This window comes from Streptomyces sp. NPDC029216 (assembly GCF_040648015.1).
Taxonomy (GTDB): Bacteria; Actinomycetota; Actinomycetes; order Streptomycetales; family Streptomycetaceae; genus Streptomyces.
The window spans coordinates 31,984-52,095 of sequence record NZ_JBEZWL010000001.1 but is presented as its reverse complement, the minus strand read 5'-3'; the positions used below and the strand labels follow the sequence as shown (position 1 = coordinate 52,095).

General features: G+C 69.9%; 16 protein-coding genes. 9 read left to right on the top strand and 7 right to left on the bottom strand.

Annotation, left to right across the window (positions count from 1 at the left end; translation table 11 throughout):
- Positions 1-278: 278 nt before the first annotated feature.
- Positions 279-1,616 carry an MATE family efflux transporter gene (locus AB0F18_RS00230; protein ID WP_362052766.1) on the top strand — a complete coding sequence of 446 codons (1,338 nt, stop codon included), beginning with the start codon at positions 279-281 and terminating at the stop codon, positions 1,614-1,616.
- Between the two features lie 111 nt (positions 1,617-1,727).
- On the opposite strand, the gene rplI is transcribed toward AB0F18_RS00230, so the two are convergent.
- The 4 genes from rplI to rpsF form a co-directional block, all read right to left on the bottom strand.
- Positions 1,728-2,174 carry a 50S ribosomal protein L9 gene (gene rplI / locus AB0F18_RS00225; protein ID WP_362052763.1) on the bottom strand — a complete coding sequence of 149 codons (447 nt, stop codon included), beginning with the start codon at positions 2,172-2,174 and terminating at the stop codon, positions 1,728-1,730.
- A gap of 18 nt (positions 2,175-2,192) precedes the next feature.
- Positions 2,193-2,429, bottom strand: coding sequence for a 30S ribosomal protein S18 (rpsR, locus tag AB0F18_RS00220; protein ID WP_005315025.1), 237 nt, complete (start codon positions 2,427-2,429; stop codon positions 2,193-2,195).
- A gap of 44 nt (positions 2,430-2,473) precedes the next feature.
- Positions 2,474-3,061, bottom strand: a complete 588-nt coding sequence (locus tag AB0F18_RS00215) for a single-stranded DNA-binding protein (RefSeq protein WP_362052760.1) — start codon at positions 3,059-3,061, stop codon at positions 2,474-2,476.
- Positions 3,062-3,133: 72 nt separating this feature from the next.
- A complete protein-coding gene (gene rpsF / locus AB0F18_RS00210; RefSeq protein WP_004950685.1) occupies positions 3,134-3,424 on the bottom strand; it encodes a 30S ribosomal protein S6 in 291 nt (96 codons plus the stop codon).
- Between the two features lie 252 nt (positions 3,425-3,676).
- On the opposite strand from rpsF, the gene AB0F18_RS00205 reads away from it, so the two are divergent.
- From AB0F18_RS00205 to AB0F18_RS00195, 3 genes are all read left to right on the top strand, one after another.
- Positions 3,677-3,988, top strand: coding sequence for a hypothetical protein (locus AB0F18_RS00205; RefSeq protein ID WP_362052757.1), 312 nt, complete (start codon positions 3,677-3,679; stop codon positions 3,986-3,988).
- A gap of 131 nt (positions 3,989-4,119) precedes the next feature.
- Entirely contained in the window at positions 4,120-5,238 is a 1,119-nt protein-coding gene (locus AB0F18_RS00200) for a peptidoglycan bridge formation glycyltransferase FemA/FemB family protein (protein WP_362052755.1), read from the top strand.
- Between the two features lie 34 nt (positions 5,239-5,272).
- Entirely contained in the window at positions 5,273-6,304 is a 1,032-nt protein-coding gene (locus AB0F18_RS00195; RefSeq protein WP_362052753.1) for an alanine racemase, read from the top strand.
- 24 nt (positions 6,305-6,328) lie between these two features.
- Here the strand turns inward: AB0F18_RS00195 and AB0F18_RS00190 are convergent, their stop codons facing one another.
- Positions 6,329-7,816 carry a glycosyltransferase 87 family protein gene (locus tag AB0F18_RS00190; RefSeq protein ID WP_362052750.1) on the bottom strand — a complete coding sequence of 496 codons (1,488 nt, stop codon included), beginning with the start codon at positions 7,814-7,816 and terminating at the stop codon, positions 6,329-6,331.
- 86 nt (positions 7,817-7,902) lie between these two features.
- Positions 7,903-10,470, bottom strand: coding sequence for a transglycosylase domain-containing protein (locus AB0F18_RS00185; RefSeq protein WP_362052747.1), 2,568 nt, complete (start codon positions 10,468-10,470; stop codon positions 7,903-7,905).
- Between the two features lie 272 nt (positions 10,471-10,742).
- Between AB0F18_RS00185 and AB0F18_RS00180 the strand changes: the two genes are divergently transcribed.
- The 3 genes from AB0F18_RS00180 (at position 10,743) to AB0F18_RS00170 (ending at position 13,877) form a co-directional block, all read left to right on the top strand.
- The gene (locus AB0F18_RS00180) at positions 10,743-11,345 is read left to right on the top strand and encodes a helix-turn-helix transcriptional regulator (protein ID WP_358891489.1); all 603 of its coding nucleotides are present in this window, start codon (positions 10,743-10,745) and stop codon (positions 11,343-11,345) included.
- A 50-nt stretch (positions 11,346-11,395) separates the two neighbouring features.
- Positions 11,396-12,478: an inositol-3-phosphate synthase gene (locus AB0F18_RS00175; protein ID WP_362052743.1), complete on the top strand. Its 1,083-nt coding sequence runs from the start codon at positions 11,396-11,398 to the stop codon at positions 12,476-12,478.
- A 115-nt stretch (positions 12,479-12,593) separates the two neighbouring features.
- Positions 12,594-13,877, top strand: a complete 1,284-nt coding sequence (locus tag AB0F18_RS00170; protein ID WP_362052740.1) for an MFS transporter — start codon at positions 12,594-12,596, stop codon at positions 13,875-13,877.
- Between the two features lie 62 nt (positions 13,878-13,939).
- On the opposite strand, the gene AB0F18_RS00165 is transcribed toward AB0F18_RS00170, so the two are convergent.
- The gene (locus AB0F18_RS00165) at positions 13,940-15,415 is read right to left on the bottom strand and encodes a CCA tRNA nucleotidyltransferase (protein ID WP_362052737.1); all 1,476 of its coding nucleotides are present in this window, start codon (positions 15,413-15,415) and stop codon (positions 13,940-13,942) included.
- 197 nt (positions 15,416-15,612) lie between these two features.
- On the opposite strand from AB0F18_RS00165, the gene AB0F18_RS00160 reads away from it, so the two are divergent.
- Both AB0F18_RS00160 and murJ read left to right on the top strand, forming a co-directional pair.
- Positions 15,613-17,880 carry a DUF6049 family protein gene (locus AB0F18_RS00160; RefSeq protein ID WP_362052734.1) on the top strand — a complete coding sequence of 756 codons (2,268 nt, stop codon included), beginning with the start codon at positions 15,613-15,615 and terminating at the stop codon, positions 17,878-17,880.
- A 46-nt stretch (positions 17,881-17,926) separates the two neighbouring features.
- On the top strand, positions 17,927-20,101 hold the full coding sequence (gene murJ / locus AB0F18_RS00155; RefSeq protein ID WP_362052731.1) for a murein biosynthesis integral membrane protein MurJ: 2,175 nt from the start codon (positions 17,927-17,929) through the stop codon (positions 20,099-20,101).
- Positions 20,102-20,112: the final 11 nt, after the last annotated feature.

Genomic DNA, 20,112 nt, shown 5'->3' with positions numbered 1-20,112 from the left:
GGCTGTGTGGATGACATGTGGACGACGGAGCCAATGCTGTGGGTAAGTCGCCCGAAGCTGTGCACAGACCGGGGGACGACGCTGTGGACAAAATCACCCGACACCCCCCAGCACCCCGCTGACCTGCACTTTCCTCCTCCACGAACGGCTGAGGAGAAATTTCTTGGCCGCCACTCGAAGATCGCCTCCAACGGGGCGCCGAGAACACCCAAGTCAGCGGCTTAGTAAGGACTAATAGACCCTTGTGTCTATTACCTGTGGAAGATTAGATTGGACACATGACACAGGCCCCCACAGCTGAGAAGACGGCCCCGAGACGGCACGACCGCGAGATCCTCGCCCTCGCCCTGCCCGCCTTCGGCGCCCTCGTCGCCGAGCCCCTCTTCGTGATGGCCGACAGCGCCATCGTGGGCCACCTCGGCACCCCTCAGCTGGCCGGCCTCGGCGTCGCCGCCGCTCTGCTCACGACCGCCGTGAGCGTCTTCGTCTTCCTCGCCTACGCCACCACCGCGGCCGTCGCCCGGCGGGTGGGCGCGGGCGACCTGCGGGCCGCCATCCGCCAGGGCATGGACGGCATCTGGCTCGCGCTCCTGCTCGGCGCGGCGGTCGTCGTCGCCGTCCTGCCCACCGCGCCGTCGCTGATCTCCCTCTTCGGCGCCTCGGACGCCGTCGCCCCCTACGCGGTCACCTACCTGCGGATCTCCGCGCTCGGCATCCCGGCCATGCTCGTGGTACTGGCGGCCACCGGGGTCATCCGGGGCCTCCAGGACACCCGGACGCCCCTCTACGTGGCCATCGGCGGCTTCGCCCTCAACGGCGCCCTGAACGTGGCCCTGGTCTACGGGGCCGGGCTCGGCATCGCCGGATCGGCCTGGGGCACCGTCATCGCCCAGTGCGCCATGGCCGCCGCCTACCTCTGCGTGGTGGTCCGGGGCGCCCGTCGGCACGGAGCCTCCCTGCGGCCCGATGCGGCCGGCATCCGCGCCTGCGCCCAGGCGGGCGTGCCCCTCCTGGTCCGCACCCTGTCCCTGCGCGCCATCCTGATGATCGCGACCGCCGTGGCGGCCCGGCTGGGGGACGCCGACATAGCCGCCCACCAGATCGTGCTGTCCCTGTGGAGCCTGCTCGCCTTCGCCCTGGACGCCATCGCCATCGCCGGCCAGGCCATCATCGGCCGCTATCTGGGCGCCGGGGACACCGAGGGCGCCCGGGCCGTCTGCCGCCGCATGGTGCGGTGGGGCATCGGCTCCGGCGTCGTCCTGGGCCTGCTGGTCGTCCTCGCCCGCCCCGTGTTCATCCCGCTCTTCACCAGCGACCCCGTGGTGGAGGACGCCCTCCTGCCCGCGCTGCTGGTCGTGGCCCTGGCCCAGCCGGTCTGCGGGGTCGTCTTCGTCCTCGACGGGGTGCTGATGGGCGCCGGCGACGGCCCTTACCTCGCCCGGGCCATGCTGCTGACCCTCGCGGTGTTCGCCCCCGCCGCCCTGCTCGTCCCCACCCTCGGCGGCGGTCTGACGACGCTCTGGTGGGCCATGACGCTGATGATGCTGGTACGGATGGCCACCCTCCAGCTGCGCGCCCGCTCGGGCCTGTGGCTGGTGGCGGGCGCGACCCGCTGAGCCCGTTTCACGTGAAACACGGTTTCACGTGAAACGGGTTTCACGTGAAACACAGCCCGGACACGACGAAGGGCCGCACCCCAGCGGGGTGCGGCCCTTCATGCGCTGCCCTTAGGCGGCGACGACCTCGATGCCCACGTTCGCGGCGACCTCGGCGTGCAGACGCACGGAGACCTGGTACGAACCGAGGGTCTTGATCGGGGAGCCCAGCTCCACGCGACGCTTGTCGACCTTCGGGCCACCCGAAGCCTCGATCGCCGTGGCGATGTCGGCCGGGGTCACGGAACCGAAGAGACGACCGGCGTCACCCGCGCGGGTGGCCAGACGGACCTTCACGCCCTCGAGCTTGGCCTTGACCTCGTTGGCCTGCTCGATGGTCGCGATCTCGTGGATCTTGCGGGCGCGGCGGATCTGCGCCACGTCCTTCTCGCCACCCTTGGTCCAGCGGATCGCGAAACCACGCGGGACCAGGTAGTTGCGAGCGTAACCGTCCTTGACGTCGACGACATCGCCGGCGGCACCGAGGCCAGAGACCTCGTGGGTAAGGATGATCTTCATTGGTCGGTCACCCTTTCCTTAGCGCGCGGTGGACGTGTAGGGCAGCAGCGCCATCTCACGGCTGTTCTTCACGGCCGTGGCGACGTCACGCTGGTGCTGCGTGCAGTTGCCGGTAACGCGGCGGGCACGGATCTTGCCGCGGTCGGAAATGAACTTCCGCAGCATGTTCGTGTCCTTGTAGTCCACGTACGCGGTCTTGTCCTTGCAGAACGCGCAGACCTTCTTCTTAGGCTTGCGCACAGGCGGCTTCGCCATTGTGTCTCTCCTGTGTGATCAAGAAGTGGGGTTACGGGCCCGCCCTAGAAGGGGGGCTCGTCCGAGTAGCCACCGCCGGAGCCGCCGGAGCTTCCGCCCCAGCCGCCCCCGCCGCCGCCCTGCTGCTGGCCACCGGCCGGCGCGCTGGACGCCCACGGGTCGTCGGAGGGAGCTCCGCCGCCCTGGGGACCGCCGCTGGGGGCTCCGCCCCAGCCGCCGCCGCCCTGCTGCTGACCGCCGCCGCCGTATCCACCCTGGCCACCGCGACCGGTGGTCTTGGCGACCTTGGCCGTGGCGTTCTTCAGGCTGGGGCCGACTTCCTCGACGTCCAGCTCGTAGACCGTGCGCTTGACACCCTCACGGTCCTCGTACGACCGCTGCCTCAGCCGGCCCTGCACGATGACGCGCATGCCCCGCTGGAGGGACTCGGCGACGTTCTCGGCCGCCTGCCGCCACACCGAGCAGGTCAGGAACAGGCTCTCGCCGTCCTTCCACTCGTTGGTCTGACGGTCGAAGGTGCGGGGAGTGGACGCGACACGGAACTTCGCGACCGCCGCACCCGAGGGGGTGAAGCGCAGCTCGGGGTCGTCGACGAGATTGCCGACGACCGTGATGACGGTCTCGCCTGCCATGGATGAACCTCTCGGCGGGGATTGCTGCTGGGCTGCTGTACTACTCGATCCCGATTACCGCTGAACCGGAGTTCAGTGGGTCTCGGGGCGAAGGACCTTGGTCCGGAGAACCGACTCGTTCAGGTTCATCTGGCGGTCGAGCTCCTTGACGACCGCAGGCTCGGCCTGCAGGTCGATGACCGAGTAGATGCCCTCGGGCTTCTTCTTGATCTCGTAAGCGAGACGACGACGGCCCCAGGTGTCGACCTTCTCGACCTTTCCGTTGCCCTCACGGACGACGGAAAGGAAGTTCTCGATCAGCGGGGAGACAGCGCGCTCCTCGAGATCGGGGTCGAGGATGACCATCACTTCGTAGTGACGCATGTGGAACCCACCTCCTTTGGACTCAGCGGCCACGGTCGATCCGTGGCAGGAGGGTCGTGATGCGTGCCGCACGGTGTCTGAGAGCAGACACCGCGCAGACCGTACAGACTACCTGCTCGACTCCTTCCGGTTGAAATCCGGCAGGAGGGGGCCACAATCTGTATGCATCGGGTGTGCTCGGTGCTATGCCCCCGGCCCAGGCCGGCGGCCGCCCCGTCGCACCGCTCTGCGTCAGCCAGGAGGTGCCTTCCGATGGCACAGGCAATGGATCGCCCGCGCATCTCGCTCTTCGCGACCGACGGCAAGCCCCACCCCCTCCAGGACACCCTGGTGGCGGTCACCCTGATCCTCGGCGCCGTGGCGTTCGTCACTGCGTTCTTCCACAATCTGCACCTGCTCAGCTCCTGGACGGGGCTGATCGGGCTCATGACCGGCGCGTACGGACAGTTCATCTCCGCGACGACACGCGAGCGCTTCGCACTGATCATCGGCCTTGGTGCGTCTGGCATCGGCTTCTTCCTCGGAATGGCCCACGGCGGCCTCTTCGGCGGCTGGCTGGGCTGACCGGGGGATCTCCTCGACGGGGCGCCGGCCGGCCGTCGGCCCGGGCTACGGCCCGTCCCCCAGATGGGTGGCGCCCCCGTCGCAGTAGGCTTCGCGCCATAGCAGCGAAGCCGCCCGAGGAGACACCCCGCATGAGCCTGTCCCTGAGCACCATCAGCCGAGAGCAGCATCTGGCGTACCTCCAGAGCCTGCCCTCGGCTAGCCACTGCCAGGTCCCGGCATGGGCCGACGTCAAGAACGAGTGGCGTTCGGAGAACCTGGGATGGTTCGACAAGTCCGGTGAACTCGTCGGCGCCGCGCTCGTCCTGTACCGCCAGCTGCCCAAGGTGAAGCGGTACCTCGCCTACCTCCCCGAGGGCCCGGTCATCAACTGGTACGCCCCCAACCTGGAGGAGTGGCTCCAGCCGATGCTGGCGCACCTCAAGCAGCAGGGCGCCTTCACCGTGAAGATGGGCCCGCCGGTGGTCATCCGCCGCTGGAACTCCGCCGCCATCAAGGCCGGCATCCAGGACCCCGAGGTCAAGCGCCTGCGTGACGTGGAGGCCTCGTACATCGAGCCCCGCGCCTTCGAGGTGTCCGACAAGCTGCGCCGCATGGGCTGGCAGCAGGGCGAGGACGGCGGCGCCGGCTTCGGCGACGTCCAGCCCCGCTACGTCTTCCAGGTGCCCCTGGCGAACCGTTCGCTGGACGACGTCCTCAAGGGCTTCAACCAGCTGTGGCGCCGCAACATCAAGAAGGCCGAGAAGGCCGGCGTCGAGGTCGTCCAGGGCGGCTACGAGGACCTGCCGACCTGGCAGTACCTCTACGAGATCACGGCCGAGCGCGACAAGTTCCGCCCGCGCCCGCTCAGCTACTTCCAGCGCCAGTGGACGGCCCTCAACGCCGAGGACCCCAACCGCATGCGGCTGTACATCGCCAAGCACGAGGGCGAACCGCTCGCGGCCGCCACGATGCTGACGGTCGGCCAGCACGTCTGGTACTCCTACGGAGCCTCCGCCAACCACAAGCGCGAGGTCCGGCCCTCGAACGCCATGCAGTGGCGCATGCTGCGCGACTCCTACGCGCTCGGCGCCAGCGTCTACGACCTGCGCGGCATCAGTGACACCCTGGACGAGAACGACCACCTGTTCGGCCTGATCCAGTTCAAGGTCGGTACGGGCGGCGAGGCCGTCGAGTACGTCGGCGAGTGGGACTTCCCGCTCAACAAGGTGCTGCACAAGGCGCTCGACATCTACATGTCGCGCCGCTGACCCTGCTGTTTTTCGAGAGAGGTTCCGGACGGGCATGGCGCTCACGCTCTACGTCGACACCGCGCGCTGGCGTGCGCACCAGAAGACGATCATCGACCAGTTTCCCGGTCTGATCCCCGTCTGCAAGGGCAACGGCTACGGGTTCGGCCACGACCGGCTGTGCGAGGAGGCGACCCGGATGGGCGCCGACATCCTGGCCGTCGGGACGACGTACGAGGCCGCGAGCATCAAGGACCGGTTCGGCGGCGACCTGCTCGTCCTCACCCCCTTCCGGCGGGGCGAGGACCCGGTGCCGCTGCCGGACCGGGTGATCCGTTCGGTGTCCTCCGTGGACGGGGTCCGCGGCCTCGTCGGCGCCCGGGTGGTCATCGAGTGCATGAGCTCGATGCGCCGCCACGGCGTCTCCGAACAGGACCTGGGCCTGCTCCAGTCGGCGATCGAGGACGTCCGGCTGGAGGGCTTCGCCCTGCACCTGCCGCTGGACCGCCCGGACGGCTCGGACGCCGTCGAGGAGGTCATCGGCTGGATGGACCGGCTGCGCGCGGCCCGGCTGCCGCTGCACACCATGTTCGTCAGCCACCTGCGGGCCGAGGAGCTGGCCCGGCTCCAGCAGCAGTTCCCCCAGACCCGCTTCCGGGCCCGTATCGGCACCCGGCTGTGGCTGGGCGACCACGACGCGACCCAGTACCGGGGCACGGTCCTGGACGTCACCCGCGTGGTCAAGGGGGACCGCTACGGCTACCGGCAGCAGAAGGCCGCCTCCGACGGCTGGCTGGTCGTGGTCGCAGGCGGCACCTCGCACGGGGTGGGCCTGGAGGCCCCCAAGGCCCTCCACGGCATGATGCCGCGCGCCAAGGGCGTCGCCCGGGCCGGCCTGGCCACCGTCAACCGGAACCTCTCGCCCTTCGTGTGGGCGGGCAAGCAGCGCTGGTTCGCGGAGCCCCCGCACATGCAGGTGTCGATCCTGTTCGTGCCCTCGGACGCGACCGAGCCGAAGGTGGGCGACGAGCTGGTGGCCCACCTGCGCCACACCACGACGCAGTTCGACCGGGTGCTCGACGCCTGAGCCACCCGGCCGGACCCGGCCCGGTCAGTCCCCGGGGTTCACGCCCCAGGCGACCCGCTGTCCCTCCGAAGGCGCCGCGTACCGCGGCGCCTTCGCCTTGTCCCCGAGCACGAAGACGTCCTCGGCCCCGTCCAGGACACCGCCGGAGGGGTCGTCCGAACCGTCGCGCCGTACGACGTCCCGCTCGGGCAGCAGGATGTCCCGCACGACGACCGCGCAGAGGTAGAGCGTGGCCAGCAGGTGGACGGCGATGGCCAGCTGGTAGCCCTCCAGCGGCAGCCCCTGGTGCTTGTCCCCGCTGGTCGTGTACGCGAGGTAGAACCAGATCCCCAGGAAGTACGCGACCTCGGCGGCCTGCCAGATCAGGAAGTCGCGCCAGCGCGGCCGGGCCAGCGCGGCCAGCGGGACGAGCCACAGCACGTACTGCGGCGAGTAGACCTTGTTGGCCAGGATGAACGCGGCGACGACCAGGAAGGCCAGCTGGGCGAGGCGGGGCCGCCGGGGGGCCGTCAGCGTGAGCAGTCCGATGCCCAGGCACAGCAGCAGGGTCAGCCCGGTCGCGTACGTGTTGGCGTCCTCCAGGGGGTTGCCGGTGCGCTGGGAGATCAGCAGCCAGACGGAGCCGAAGTCGATGGGGCGTTCCTGGCTGAACTCGTAGAACCGCTTCCAGCCGTCCCAGGCGTAGAGCATGACCGGCACGTTGACCGCGAGCCACGAGACGGCCGCGCCCGCGGCGGCGGCGCCGAACGCCCGCCACTTCCCGGCCCGCCAGCACAGGACGAACAGCACGCCGAGCAGCAGCACCGGGTAGAGCTTGGCCGCGGTCGCCAGGCCGATGAGGACACCGCTGAGCAGCGGGCGTCCGCGCGACCACAGGAGCATCGCGACGGCGGTGAGGGCGACGGCCGGCAGGTCCCAGTTGATGGTCGCGTTGAGCGCGAAGGCGGGGGCCAGGGCGAGCAGCAGGGCGTCCCAGGGGCGGCGGCGGTGGGTCCGGGCGACGCAGACGGCGATGACCGCGGCGCAGGCCATCAGCATGCCCGCGTTGACCATCCAGTACATCTGCTCACGGTGCTGGATGGCCCCGGACGAGGGGGTCAGCCAGGAGGCCACCTGCATGAAGGCCCCGGTGAGCACCGGGTACTCCAGGTACTGCATGCCGCCGTACTTCGGGTCGGTCGCCAGGTCCGGGAACCTGTCGTGGTAGGGCACGAGACCGTCGGCGAAGCCGCGGGCGGAGTACAGGTGCGGGATGTCGGAGTAGCAGGCGTGGGTGTACTGCGAGCTCGCTCCCTGGAACCAGGCCCAGTCGTAGCAGGGCAGCTTCTGCACCATGCCGAGCGCGAACATGCCGAGTGCCACGAGGACCACGACGCGGACGGGGGCCAGCCAGTGGCCGCCCAGCCGGACGCGCCGGCCGATCGGCCCGCCGATGAGCTCGCTGCCGGCGGCGGCGACCTCGTCCTGCTGGGTGGGCAGTACGGGCGGCCGGTCCTCGTGCACCTTGGTCATGCGCCCATCCTGCCGTACCGGCCCGGGCACGGGGGAGGGCCGCCGCACGGTGTGCGACGGCCCTCGGTGGAGCGGGTGGGACGGGCTCAGCCCTGGGTGCCCATGATGCTGCCCCAGCTGGTGGTCCCGCTCGTGCGGCCCGGCCGGCCCGTGGGGGTCGAGGTGGGCGAGTCGGTGGTACCGCCGGTCGTGCTGCCGCCCGCTCCGGTACTCGTACCGGCCGCGGTCTGCGGGTCGCAGTCCAGGTTCCAGGGCTTGGGCTTGCACGGCTTGCCCGACGGGGAGGGCGACACGGACGTGGACGGCGAGGGCGACACGGACGTGGACGGGGAGACGGAGGGCGACACGGCCGCCGAGGGGGTGGGCGACGGGGCGCCGGCGGCGTCCGCGACCACGCCGATGTCCTCGGCCTCCGGGAAGTCCTTCACCGGGGCGCCCTTGAGGGCCTCGCGCATGTACTCGGTCCAGATCACCGCGGGGATGTCACCACCGTGGATGGAGTCGACACCGCCCACGTGGTTCATGGACATGAGCTTCTTGTCCTTGGAGTTCGGGTCGTTGCGGAAGAGGGTGACCGAGGTGGACAGCTCCGGGGTGTAGCCGACGAACCAGGCCGACTTGTTCTGGTCGGTGGTACCGGTCTTGCCGGCGGCGGGCCGGCCCAGCTTCTTGGCCTTGGTACCGGTGCCGTTCTCCACGACGTTCCGCAGGACCTTGGTGATGTTGTCCGCCACGGAGTTGTCCATGGCCCGGGACTCCTTGGGGGGCGTGAAGCCCGGCACCACCTTGCCGTCCTTCTTGACCTCCAGCACGGAGAAGGGCTCGTGGTGGGTGCCGGACGCGGCGAAGGTGGCGTAGGAGTCGGCCATGCGGATGGCGCTGGGCGTCGAGGTGCCGAGGGCGAACGAGGCGTTGTTGTTCTCGTCCATCGACTCGTCGAGGATGCCGGTGGACTTCGCGACCTGGCGGACCTTGCTGTGGCCGACGTCGAAGACGAGCTGGGCGAACGGGACGTTGATGGACTTCTCCATCGCCTCGTTCAGCGTCACGTAGCCGTACGGGTACTCGCTCTCGTTCTTCTGCTTGAACGGCTGGCCGTCGGGGCCGAGCAGCGGCTTGCCCGTGCGGTCGTTGATGACCGTCAGGTCGTTGGCGTTGTACTTGCTGTTGGCCGAGATGCCCGAGCCCTTGGAGTTCTGCGTGCCGTACTCCATGGCCGCCGCGAGCACGTACGGCTTCCAGGTCGAGCCGACCGGGACGCCGGAGGTGTTGGCGTTGTTGGCGAAGTACTTGTGGTCCCAGCCGGGCCCGCCGTACAGGGCGACGATCGCCCCGGTCTTCACGTCGACGGAGGCGGCCCCGAACTGCACGAAGGTGTCGTACTCGGGCCGCTTCTTCTCGTCGAGGAAGTCGTTGCGGGTGTCCTCGACCGCCTTGGACAGGGCGTCCACCTTGGGCTTCTGGAAGGTGGTCCGGATGGTGTAGCCGCCGAGGGCCATCTTCTCGGCGCTGATGTCGGCGGTCTTCATGACGTAGCCCTTGGCCACCTCGACGAGGTAGCCGGTCTGGCCGGACATGCCGCTGGCCTGGGCGAGGTCGACCCGGGCCGGGAAGTCCTTGTACTTGTCGCGCTCGGACTGCTCCATGCGGTGCACGGCGACCTCGCGGTCGAGCACCCACGCCCAGCGGGCCCGGGCGCGCTTCTCGTTGGCCTCGGGGGTGGCCGCGGAGCCGATGCCGCCGTCCGGGTTGTAGAGGTTGGGGCCCTTGAGCAGGGAGGCGAGGAAGGCGCTCTCGGACGGGTTGAGGTCCTTGGAGTCCTTGCCGAAGTAGGCGCGGGCCGCAGCCTGGATGCCGTAGGCGTCGCGGCCGTAGTAGGCGGTGTTCAGGTAGCCGGCGAGGACCTTGTCCTTCTCCTCGGTGGCGCCCAGTTTGATCGCGATGAAGAGCTCGGTGACCTTGCGCTTGAGCGTCTGCTCGGAGTCGAGGTAGGTGTTCTTGACGTACTGCTGAGTGATGGTGGAGCCACCCTGGGTCGAACCGCCCGTGGCCATGTTCACCACGGCGCGGGCGATACCCATCGGGTCGACACCTTTGTCCGTTTCAAAGGACTCGTTCTCGGCGGCGATCACCGCATTCCGCATGGAGACCGGAATCTGGTCGATCGGGACGATCTGGCGGTTCGTGGACCCGCCGGTGGCGACCATCTGCGTGCCGTCGGCCCACTGGAAGACGTTGTTCTGCGCCTTGGCGGCCTTGTTCGCGTCGGGCGTGCCCACCATGGCGATGCCGACGCCGGCCCCGGCGATGATCACGGCGAAGAAGCCCAGGAACGTGCCGCTGACCAGCTTCCACGAGGGCACGAACCGCTTCCAGCCGGCCTTCCCGGCGCGGGGGTAGTCGATGAGCCGCTTGCGGCCGCCATCCCCCTTCCCACCTGCGCGTCCTCGGCCCGCGGCGGGCCGCTGGGCGGCCCGGCGGGCGTCGGCGCGGCTGCCGTGGGCGCTGTGGTCCGCGTGGGGTCCGCCGGGCGGAGCCCCGGGGACGTCCCGTCCGGGTCCGGCACCCCGGCCGGGGCGCTGCTGGGCAGCCCTGCGGGACGCGGCGCGGCCGCCGCCCTGGGGCTGCGGCGGTTTGCGGCGGTGCTCGCTCATCGAACGACTACTCCTCGGGCAGGCGAGTGGCCTGGAAGCGGCAGGTGATTCCGGTTCCCCCCGGTGGTCCTCCCGCACAGACTACGCACGGTCAAAACCCAATCAGTGCCGAAGTTCACCCCAAATCAGGCAACTTGCGTCGTACGAATTGGTGATGTGACGCCGGTCACCATGTCTTGGCTTGTCGCCGGGAGCCCCCCGATCTATGGTCTGGATGTATCGAGCCGATACATCAGCTCGGCATAAACTCAGAGGCAGAGAGGGGCAGGCGGATGAGCAGGCGCTCAGGCATCCTCGAGTTCGCCGTCCTCGGCCTGCTTCGCGAATCCCCCATGCACGGCTACGAGCTCCGCAAGCGGCTCAACACCTCGCTGGGGGTATTCAGGGCGTTCAGCTACGGGACTCTCTATCCCTGCCTCAAGACGCTGGTCGCCAACGGCTGGTTGATCGAAGAACCGGGGAACGCCCCGGAAGACGCTCTCGCCGCTTCACTCGCAGGGCGCCGCGCCAAGATCGTCTACCGGTTGACGGCAGCAGGTAAGGAGCACTTCGAAGAGCTCCTGTCCCACACCGGCCCCGACACCTGGGAGGACGAGTCCTTCGCCGCCCGCTTCGCCTTCTTCGGCCAGACCGAACGTGAAGTGCGAATGCGCGTGCTGGAGGGCCGCCGCAGCCGGCTGGAGGAGCGCCTGGAGAAGATGCGCGCCTCGCTCGCCCGCACACGGGAGCGCCTGGACGACTACACGCTCGAGCTGCAGCGGCACGGAATGGAATCCGTCGAGCGTGAAGTGCGCTGGCTGAACGAGCTCATCGAGAGCGAGAGGGCGGGACGGGACCAGAGACGACCCGGTCCGCCCGACGAAACAGCAAAGTGAGACCTGCATCTCGCAGGCCTCGTTCCGAGAACAAACAGGGAGCAACCGGAATGGGTTCGGTTCGCGTAGCCATCGTAGGCGTGGGCAACTGCGCCGCCTCGCTGGTGCAGGGCGTCGAGTACTACAAGGACGCCGACCCGGCCACCAAGGTCCCGGGTCTGATGCACGTCCAGTTCGGCGACTACCACGTCGGTGACGTCGAGTTCGTCGCCGCGTTCGACGTCGACGCGAAGAAGGTCGGCCTGGACCTCTCGGACGCCATCGGCGCCAGCGAGAACAACACCATCAAGATCTGCGACGTCCCGAACTCGGGCGTCACGGTCCAGCGCGGCCACACCCTCGACGGTCTCGGCAAGTACTACCGCATGACCATCGAGGAGTCCTCCGAGGCCCCGGTCGACGTGGTCCAGATCCTCAAGGACCGCCAGGTCGACGTCCTCGTCTGCTACCTCCCGGTCGGTTCCGAGGAAGCGGCGAAGTTCTACGCCCAGTGCGCCATCGACGCCAAGGTCGCCTTCGTCAACGCCCTCCCGGTCTTCATCGCCGGCACCAAGGAGTGGGCCGACAAGTTCACCGAGGCCGGTGTCCCGATCGTCGGCGACGACATCAAGTCCCAGGTCGGCGCGACCATCACGCACCGCGTGATGGCCAAGCTGTTCGAGGACCGCGGCGTCCGTCTTGAGCGCACCATGCAGCTCAACGTCGGCGGCAACATGGACTTCAAGAACATGCTTGAGCGCGACCGCCTGGAGTCGAAGAAGATCTCCAAGACGCAGGCCGTCACCTCGCAGATCCCCGACCGTGAGCTCGGCGAGAAGAACGTCCACATCGGCCCGTCCGACTACGTCGCGTGGCTCGACGACCGCAAGTGGGCCTACGTCCGCCTTGAGGGCCGCGCCTTCGGCGACGTCCCGCTGAACCTCGAGTACAAGCTCGAGGTCTGGGACTCCCCGAACTCCGCCGGTGTCATCATCGACGCCCTGCGCGCCGCGAAGATCGCCAAGGACCGCGGCATCGGTGGCCCGATCCTGTCGGCCTCCAGCTACTTCATGAAGTCCCCGCCGGTCCAGTACTTCGACGACGAGGCCCTGGCCAACGTCGAGAAGTTCATCAAGGGCGAGGTCGAGCGCTAGAACCGGCGCCGGTCGAGGCCTGGTCCCCCGGGACACCAGCTCTTCGACGGTTCTTCCACCGAGGGTCTCCGGACTATGTGTCCGGAGACCCTCGGTGTATGTGACCCTTGCCCTCATGCCTGTCGTACGTGATCTGCGCGTACTCCTGCGCCGGAGGGACTTCCGCAACCTGCTCGCGGTGCGGCTGCTGTGCCAGGCGGCCGACGGGGTGTACCAGGTCGCGCTGGCCACCTATGTGGTCTTCTCCCCGGAGAAGCAGACCTCGCCCGCCGCCATCGCCTCGGCGATGGCCGTACTCCTGCTGCCCTATTCCGCCATCGGCCCCTTCGCCGGGGTATTGCTGGACCGGTGGCGCCGCCGCCAGGTCTTCCTCTACGGCAATCTGCTGCGGGCCCTCCTCGCCTGCGTCACCGCCGTACTGATCGTCGCGCACGTCCCCGACTGGCTCTTCTACGCCTCGGCCCTCTCCGTGACCGCCGTCAACCGCTTCGTGCTCGCCGGGCTCGCGGCCGCCCTGCCCCATGTGGTCGAAGCCGATGAGCTGGTCACCGCGAACGCCCTCTCGCCCACCGCCGGCACGCTGGCGGCCGTGGCGGGCGGAGGACTGGCCTTCCTCGTCCGGCTGCTCGCCTCGGGATCCAACGCCCTCGTCGTCCTGGTCGGCGCCGCCCTGTACCTGTGCGCGGGCCTGGTGGCGCTGCGGCTGGCCGTCGGCCTCCTGGGGCCCGACCACCCGCCCGGCCGGATGCGCCCGTCGGTCGCCGAAGGGGTCGTCCTCACCGTCCGGGGCATGGCGGAGGGGCTGCGGCACCTGGCCGGCCGGCGCGAGGCCGCCCGGGCCCTCGCCGCGATGACCCTGATGCGCTTCGCGTACGGGGCCCTGACCGTGACGCTGCTGATGCTCTGCCGCTACGCGTGGTCCGACAACGAGGCCGATGGCCTGGCCCTGCTCGGGATCGCCGTCGGGGTCTCCGGAGCGGGGTTCTTCGCGGCCGCCGTGGTGACCCCCTGGATGGTGGGCCGGCTCGGGCCGCTGGGCTGGATCACCGTCTGCGCGGCCGGATCGGCCGTCCTGGTGCCGGCCCTCGGCCTCTTCTTCGCACCCGGGCCGATGCTCGTCGCCGCCTTCGCCCTGGGCGTCGCCACGCAGGGGGCCAAGATCTCCACGGACACGGTGGTGCAGTCCCGGGTGGACGACGACTACCGGGGCCGGGTCTTCTCCGTGTACGACGTGCTGTTCAACGTGGCCTTCGTGGGGGCGGCCGCGGTGTCCTCCCTGATGCTCCCTGCCGACGGCCGGTCCGTGACCCTGGTCCTGGCCACCGCCCTGATCTACGTCGCCACGGCGGTGTTCCTCCGCCGGCGGCGCGAGGGGATCGATGTTTCACGTGAAACGTAGCGACGTTTCACAGGAGGCACCCCCCCAGCGGTAGCTGGGGGGAGAGACACCTGCACTCCCCCTCAGCCCTGGGGAGCCTGCTCCGCCCACCACTGCTTGAGGGCCGCCACCGCCGCATCGTGCCCCATCGGGCCGTTCTCCAGCCTCAGGTCCAGCAGGAAGGCGTAGGCCTTGCCCACCGCCGGGCCCGGGCCGATCTCCAGGATCTGCTGGATCTCGTTGCCGTTCAGGTCGGGGCGGATCGCGTCCAGCTCCTCCTGCTCCTTGAGCTGCGCGATCCGCTCCTCCAGTCCGTCATAGGTGCGGGAGAGCGCACTGGCCTTGCGCTTGTTGCGGGTGGTGCAGTCCGACCGGGTCAGCTTGTGCAGCCGCTCCAGGAGCGGGCCGGCGTCGCGGACGTAGCGGCGCACCGCCGAGTCGGTCCACTCCCCGTCCCCGTAGCCGTGGAAGCGCAGGTGCAGCTCCACCAGCCGGGACACGTCCTTGATCATCTCGTTGGAGTACTTCAGCGCCGTCATGCGCTTCTTGGTCATCTTCGCGCCCACCACCTCGTGGTGGTGGAAGGAGACCCGGCCGTCGCTCTCGAAGCGGCGCGTACGCGGCTTGCCGATGTCGTGCAGCAGGGCCGCGAGCCGCAGCACCAGGTCCGGGCCGTCCTCCTCCAGCGCGATCGCCTGCTCCAGGACGATCAGCGAGTGGTCGTAGACGTCCTTGTGCCGGTGGTGCTCGTCACTCTCCAGCCGCAGCGCGGGCAGCTCCGGCAGCACCCGGTCCGCGAGGCCGGTGTCCACCAGGAGCGCCAGCCCCTTGCGCGGGTGGGAGGAGAGCAGCAGCTTGTTCAGCTCGGCCTGCACCCGCTCCGCCGAGACGATCTCGATCCGGTCGGCCATCGCCTTCATGGCGGCGACCACCTCGGGGGCGACCTCGAAGTCCAGCTGCGCGGCGAACCGCGCCGCGCGCAGCATGCGCAGCGGATCGTCGGAGAAGGAATCCTCCGGGGTGCCGGGTGTCCGCAGCACGCCGGCGGCCAGGTCCTCCAGACCGCCGTGGGGGTCGACGAACTCCTGCTCCGGCAGGGCCAGGGCCATGGCGTTGACCGTGAAGTCGCGGCGGACGAGGTCTTCCTCGATCGAGTCGCCGTAGGAGACCTCGGGCTTGCGCGAGGTGCGGTCGTACGCCTCGGAGCGGTACGTGGTCACCTCGATCTGGAAGTTTCGAACGGCGTCTCCGACGCGGGCCTCCCGCTGTGCACCGACGGTGCCGAAGGCGATGCCGACGTCCCAGACCGAGTCGGCCCACGGCCGCATGATCTTCAGAACGTCCTGGGGACGCGCGTCCGTGGTGAAGTCGAGGTCGTTGCCGAGACGCCCGAGCAGCGCGTCGCGGACGGACCCGCCGACCAGGGCGAGGCGGAAGCCCGCCTCCTGGAACCGGCGGCCGAGCTCGTCGGCGACAGGAGCGACCCGCAGCAGTTCACTGACCGCGCGGCGCTGCACCTGACTCAGGGCACTGGGGTTGTCTTCATTGGCGTTCGGCACAACAGAAAAGGGTACGTGCCCCGCCCGGTCGGGGCCGCCCGGTTTCGCCCGGGGAACACCGGCCGGGACCCGGGAACCGGAACCGATCCGGAACGGATCTTGTGGAGCAAGGCGCGGCACTCGCGCACAGCGCGCCTCGTTACCATGCGTGGACGCAGAACCGACGACCACTGACACTTCGAGGGACTGGTGAGCGCGTGGCCGAGGCGGCAGAAATCCAGGGGGCGACCACCGCCCCTGCCCGGCGCCGATGGCTGCGGCGGGCGGTCGTCCTGCTGAGCGGGACGCCGGCGCTGGCCGCCCTGATCTACGCCCCCGCCCCCGTGGCCCAGGCCGCGGAGTCCTCCGTGGACGTCCAGCTGTCCGAGGTGTCGCCCAGCGCTCCGGTCAAGAGCGACACGCTGACCATCCAGGGGACCGTGGTCAACAACGGCCGCGAGACGATCAAGGGAGCCCACGTCGGGCTGCGGGTCGGCCCCATGGTGGGGGACCGGTCGGCCATCGACGAGGTGGCGGACCGCAAGGGCTTCCGGCCGGGGGCGGACCCGGGGGAGATCGACTCGGCCTTCGCCGTGAAGATCGATTCCCTGCCCTCGAAGGTCGGCCAGCCCTTCACGATCAAGGTGCCGGTCAACAAGCTCGAACTGGGCGCCGACGGCGTCTACCAGCTGGGCGTCTCCGTGTCCGGTACGACCGACAGCCGCCCGTCGGAGCAGGTGCTCGGCATCCAGCGGACCTTCCTCCCCTGGCAGCCGGACCCTGCGGGCAAGCGGTCCTCCCTCACCTACGTCTGGCCGCTGATCTCCACCACCCGCGTCACCGCCGAGACCGGATCCGACGAGGTCCAGACCCCGGTCTTCATGGACGACTCCCTCGCGGAGGAGCTGCGACCGGGCGGCCGCCTGGAGCGGATGGTCTCGCTCGGCAAGGACCTGCCCGTCACCTGGGTCATCGACCCCGACCTGCTCGCCACCGTCGACGCGATGACCAAGGGCTACCGGGTGCGCAGCGCCGACCCGGACGGCAAGCCCGTCCAGGGCCGGAACAGGGCCGTCGCCGAGCAGTGGCTGAGCTCGCTGGAGAGCGCCGTCCAGGGCAAGAAGGTCGTCGCCCTCCCGTTCGCGGACCCCGACATCGCCTCCCTCGCCCACCACGGCAAGGACGTCTCCGGCACCCTGGGCCAGCTGAGGCCCGCCACCGACAAGGCCAAGCAGGCCGTCGAGACGGTGCTGCACGTCACCCCGTCCGCCGACTTCTCCTGGCCGGTGGACGGCGCCATCGACCCGTCGATCGTGAACGTCGCCACCTCGGCCGGCGCCCACAACGTACTGACCCGCAGCGACAGCCTCCAGGAGACCGGCGCCCTCGGCTACACGCCGAGCGCCGCCCGTCCCATCGGCGCGGGCACCACCGCCGTGGTCGCGGACGCCGACCTGTCCACCGCCTTCGAGGGCGACATGGCCAGCGCCGGGAACTCCACGCTCGCCGTGCAGCGGTTCCTCGCCCACAGCCTCGCGCTGAACCTGCAGAACGGCGACGAGCCGCGCAGCTACGTGGTGGCGCCCCAGCGCCGGCCCTCCACCAGCCAGGCGGAATCGATGGCCACCGCCCTGCGGGGGCTCCAGGCCGCGCGCTGGAGCCAGCCCTCCGACCTGGAGGCGGCGGCCGCCGCGAAGCCCGACCCCGGCGCCGCGACCCAGGTCCCGGGCGCGGGCCAGTACCCGGAGGCCCTGAGCAAGCAGGAGCTCCCGGTGTCGGCGTTCGAGAAGATCCGCACCACCCAGAACACCCTCGACCACTTCAAGGTCATCCTCACGGCACCGGACCGGGTCGAGATCCCCTTCGGGAACACCACCAACCGGGAGATGTCCACCTCCTGGCGCGGCCGCCCCGAGGAGGCCGACCGCTACCGGGACGAGGTCCAGGCCTACCTGATCGGGCTGACCGACAAGGTCAAGGTCATCCCCAAGTCCGACGCCACCTTGTCCGGACATAGCGCGACGATCCCGGTCAGCGTCCAGAACAGCCTCGTCCAGGACGTGCACAACCTGGTACTGAGGGTGAAGTCCGCCAACCCGACCCGCCTGATGTTCGGCAACAGCGGCGAATCGGAACAGGAAGTCACCGTTCAGGGCGGCCACAGCCAGACGGTAAAGTTCACCGCCAACGCCACCGCGAGTGGTCCGGTCGAGGTCACCGCACGCCTGTTCACCAAGGACGGCGTGCCGTACGGCAAGGAACGCAAGTTCACCGTCGAGGCCACCGAGATCACCCCCACCGTCATGCTCGTCATCGCCGGCGGTGTGCTCCTCCTGGTCCTGGCGGGCATCAAGATGTACGCCAGCCGCAAGCGCGTCGCCGCCCGGGCGGCCGCCGAGGAGAGCACGCAGCCGAGTGACGGGACCACGGACACCGGACCGCAAAGCACAGAGGGGTCCGGAACGGGTGAGACAGTGGACCGTTGAGCGATGCCGTGGCCGTTCGGCCTGGGGACGATGAGGTGGGGTTGCGATGAACGCGCCGTACGACGGTGACCGCGCGCAGGGCGCTGGTGGGCCTGGGCCCTCCCAGGGCACTGCCCCCGGCACTCCGGTGCCCGGGCAGGTTCCGCCGCCCGCGCCCGCGCCGGACCACGACCCGTACGTCCATGACGCCTACGACCGCGACCCGTACCGGTCGCAGGACCTGTCGGCCCAGGACCCCGTCGCCGAGGTCCTCTACGACCGCGCCTCGCACCCCCCGCCGCCGCCCGGCACCTACCAGGAGCCCGGTCCGCTCTACGGCGCCCCCCAGGCGCCCTCGCACGGCCCCGACCCGCGCGTGTGGGCCCAGACCCCGCCGCCCGAGCCGGACGGCCCGTCCCGCCACCTGCCCTACGGCGACCACGCGGCGACGACGCAGTTCGTCGGCGTGGACTCGCTGGTGACCAGCGCCTCGGACGAGCAGCCGGAGCCCGACGCCTTCACGCACCTCTACCGGGACCAGCAGGCGGCCCCCGGCGCCCCCGCCGAGGAGGCCCCCGTCGCGGCCCCGGCGCCGAGCAAGCCGGCCGGCAAGGCCGCGAGCCTGCTCAAGTCGAGCGCCCTGATGGCGGCCGGCACGATCGTCTCCCGCATCACCGGCTTCGCCCGCACCCTCGTGATCGCCGGCGCCATCGGCGTCGCCACCCTCAACGACTCCTACCAGGTCGCCAACACCCTGCCGACGATGATCTACGTCCTCGTCGGCGGCGGCGCCCTCAACGCCGTCTTCATCCCGCAGCTCGTCCGGGCCATGAAGAACGACGACGACGGCGGCGAGGCCTACGCCAACCGCCTGCTCACCCTCGTCATCACGCTGCTCGGCGCGGTCACCACCGTCTGTGTGCTCGCGGCCCCGCTGTTCATCCGCATGATGTCGCCGACGATCGCCGGCGACCCGAAGCGCCTCGACGTCGCCGTGGCCTTCGCCCACTACTGCCTGCCCACGATGTTCTTCATGGGCGTCCACGTGGTGCTCGGTCAGATCCTCAACGCCCGGGGCCGGTTCGGCGCGATGATGTGGACCCCGGTCCTCAACAACATCGTCGTCATCACCACGTTCGGCGCCTTCATCTGGGCCTTCGGCGGGTTCACCGCCTCCGGGGTCTCGGAGGCGACCATCACCCCCGAGGGCGTCCGCCTCCTGGGCATCGGAACCCTGCTCGGCCTCGCCGTCCAGTCCCTCGCGATGCTGCCCTACCTGCGCGACGCCGGCTTCAAGCCGCGCCTGCGCTTCGACTGGAAGGGCCACGGCCTCGGCAAGGCGGCCGGCCTGGCCAAGTGGACGTTCTTCTTCGTCCTCGCCAACCAGATCGGCCTCGTCGTCGTCACCCAGCTCGCCACCGCGGCCGGCACGGCCGCCGAGAAGCTGGGCCACGGCGGTACCGGTATCACCGCCTACAACTACGCCCTGCTGCTCTGGCAGATGCCGCAGGCCATCATCACCGTCTCCGTCATGACGGCCGTCCTGCCGCGCATCTCCCGCTCCGCCCACGACGGCGACGCCGCCGCGGTCCGCGACGACATCTCCTACGGCCTGCGCACCTCGGCCGTCGCCATCGTGCCCTGCGCCTTCGCGTTCCTCGCGCTCGGCGTCCCGATGGCCACCCTGCTCTACGCCAGCGCCGGCAAGGACGCCGTGAACATCGGCTACGTCCTGATGGCGTTCGGCCTCGGCCTGATCCCCTACTCCGTCCAGTACGTCGTCCTGCGCGGCTTCTACGCCTACGAGGACACCCGGACCCCCTTCTACAACACCGTCATCGTCGCGGCGGTCAACGCCGGCGTCTCCGCCCTCGCCTACTTCGTGCTGCCCGCGCGCTGGGCCGTGGTCGGCATGGCCGCCGCGTACGGCCTCGGTTACGTGGTCGGTGTCGGCGTGGCCTGGCGCCGCCTCAAGGCCCGTCTCGGCGGGGACCTCGACGGCGCCCACGTGATGCGCACCTACACCCGCCTGATCGGCGCGTGCGTCCCGGCCGCCGCGGTGGGGGGCGCCGCCGCCTACGGGGTCACCAAGGTCCTGGGCAGCGGAGCCCTCGGTTCCCTCGCCGCCCTGCTCGCCGGAGGCATCGCCCTGGGCGCGGTGTTCCTCCTCGCGGCCAAGCGCATGCGGATCGAAGAGCTCAACTCCATGGTCGGAATGGTCCGCGGCCGACTGGGACGCTGATGCGCACAACC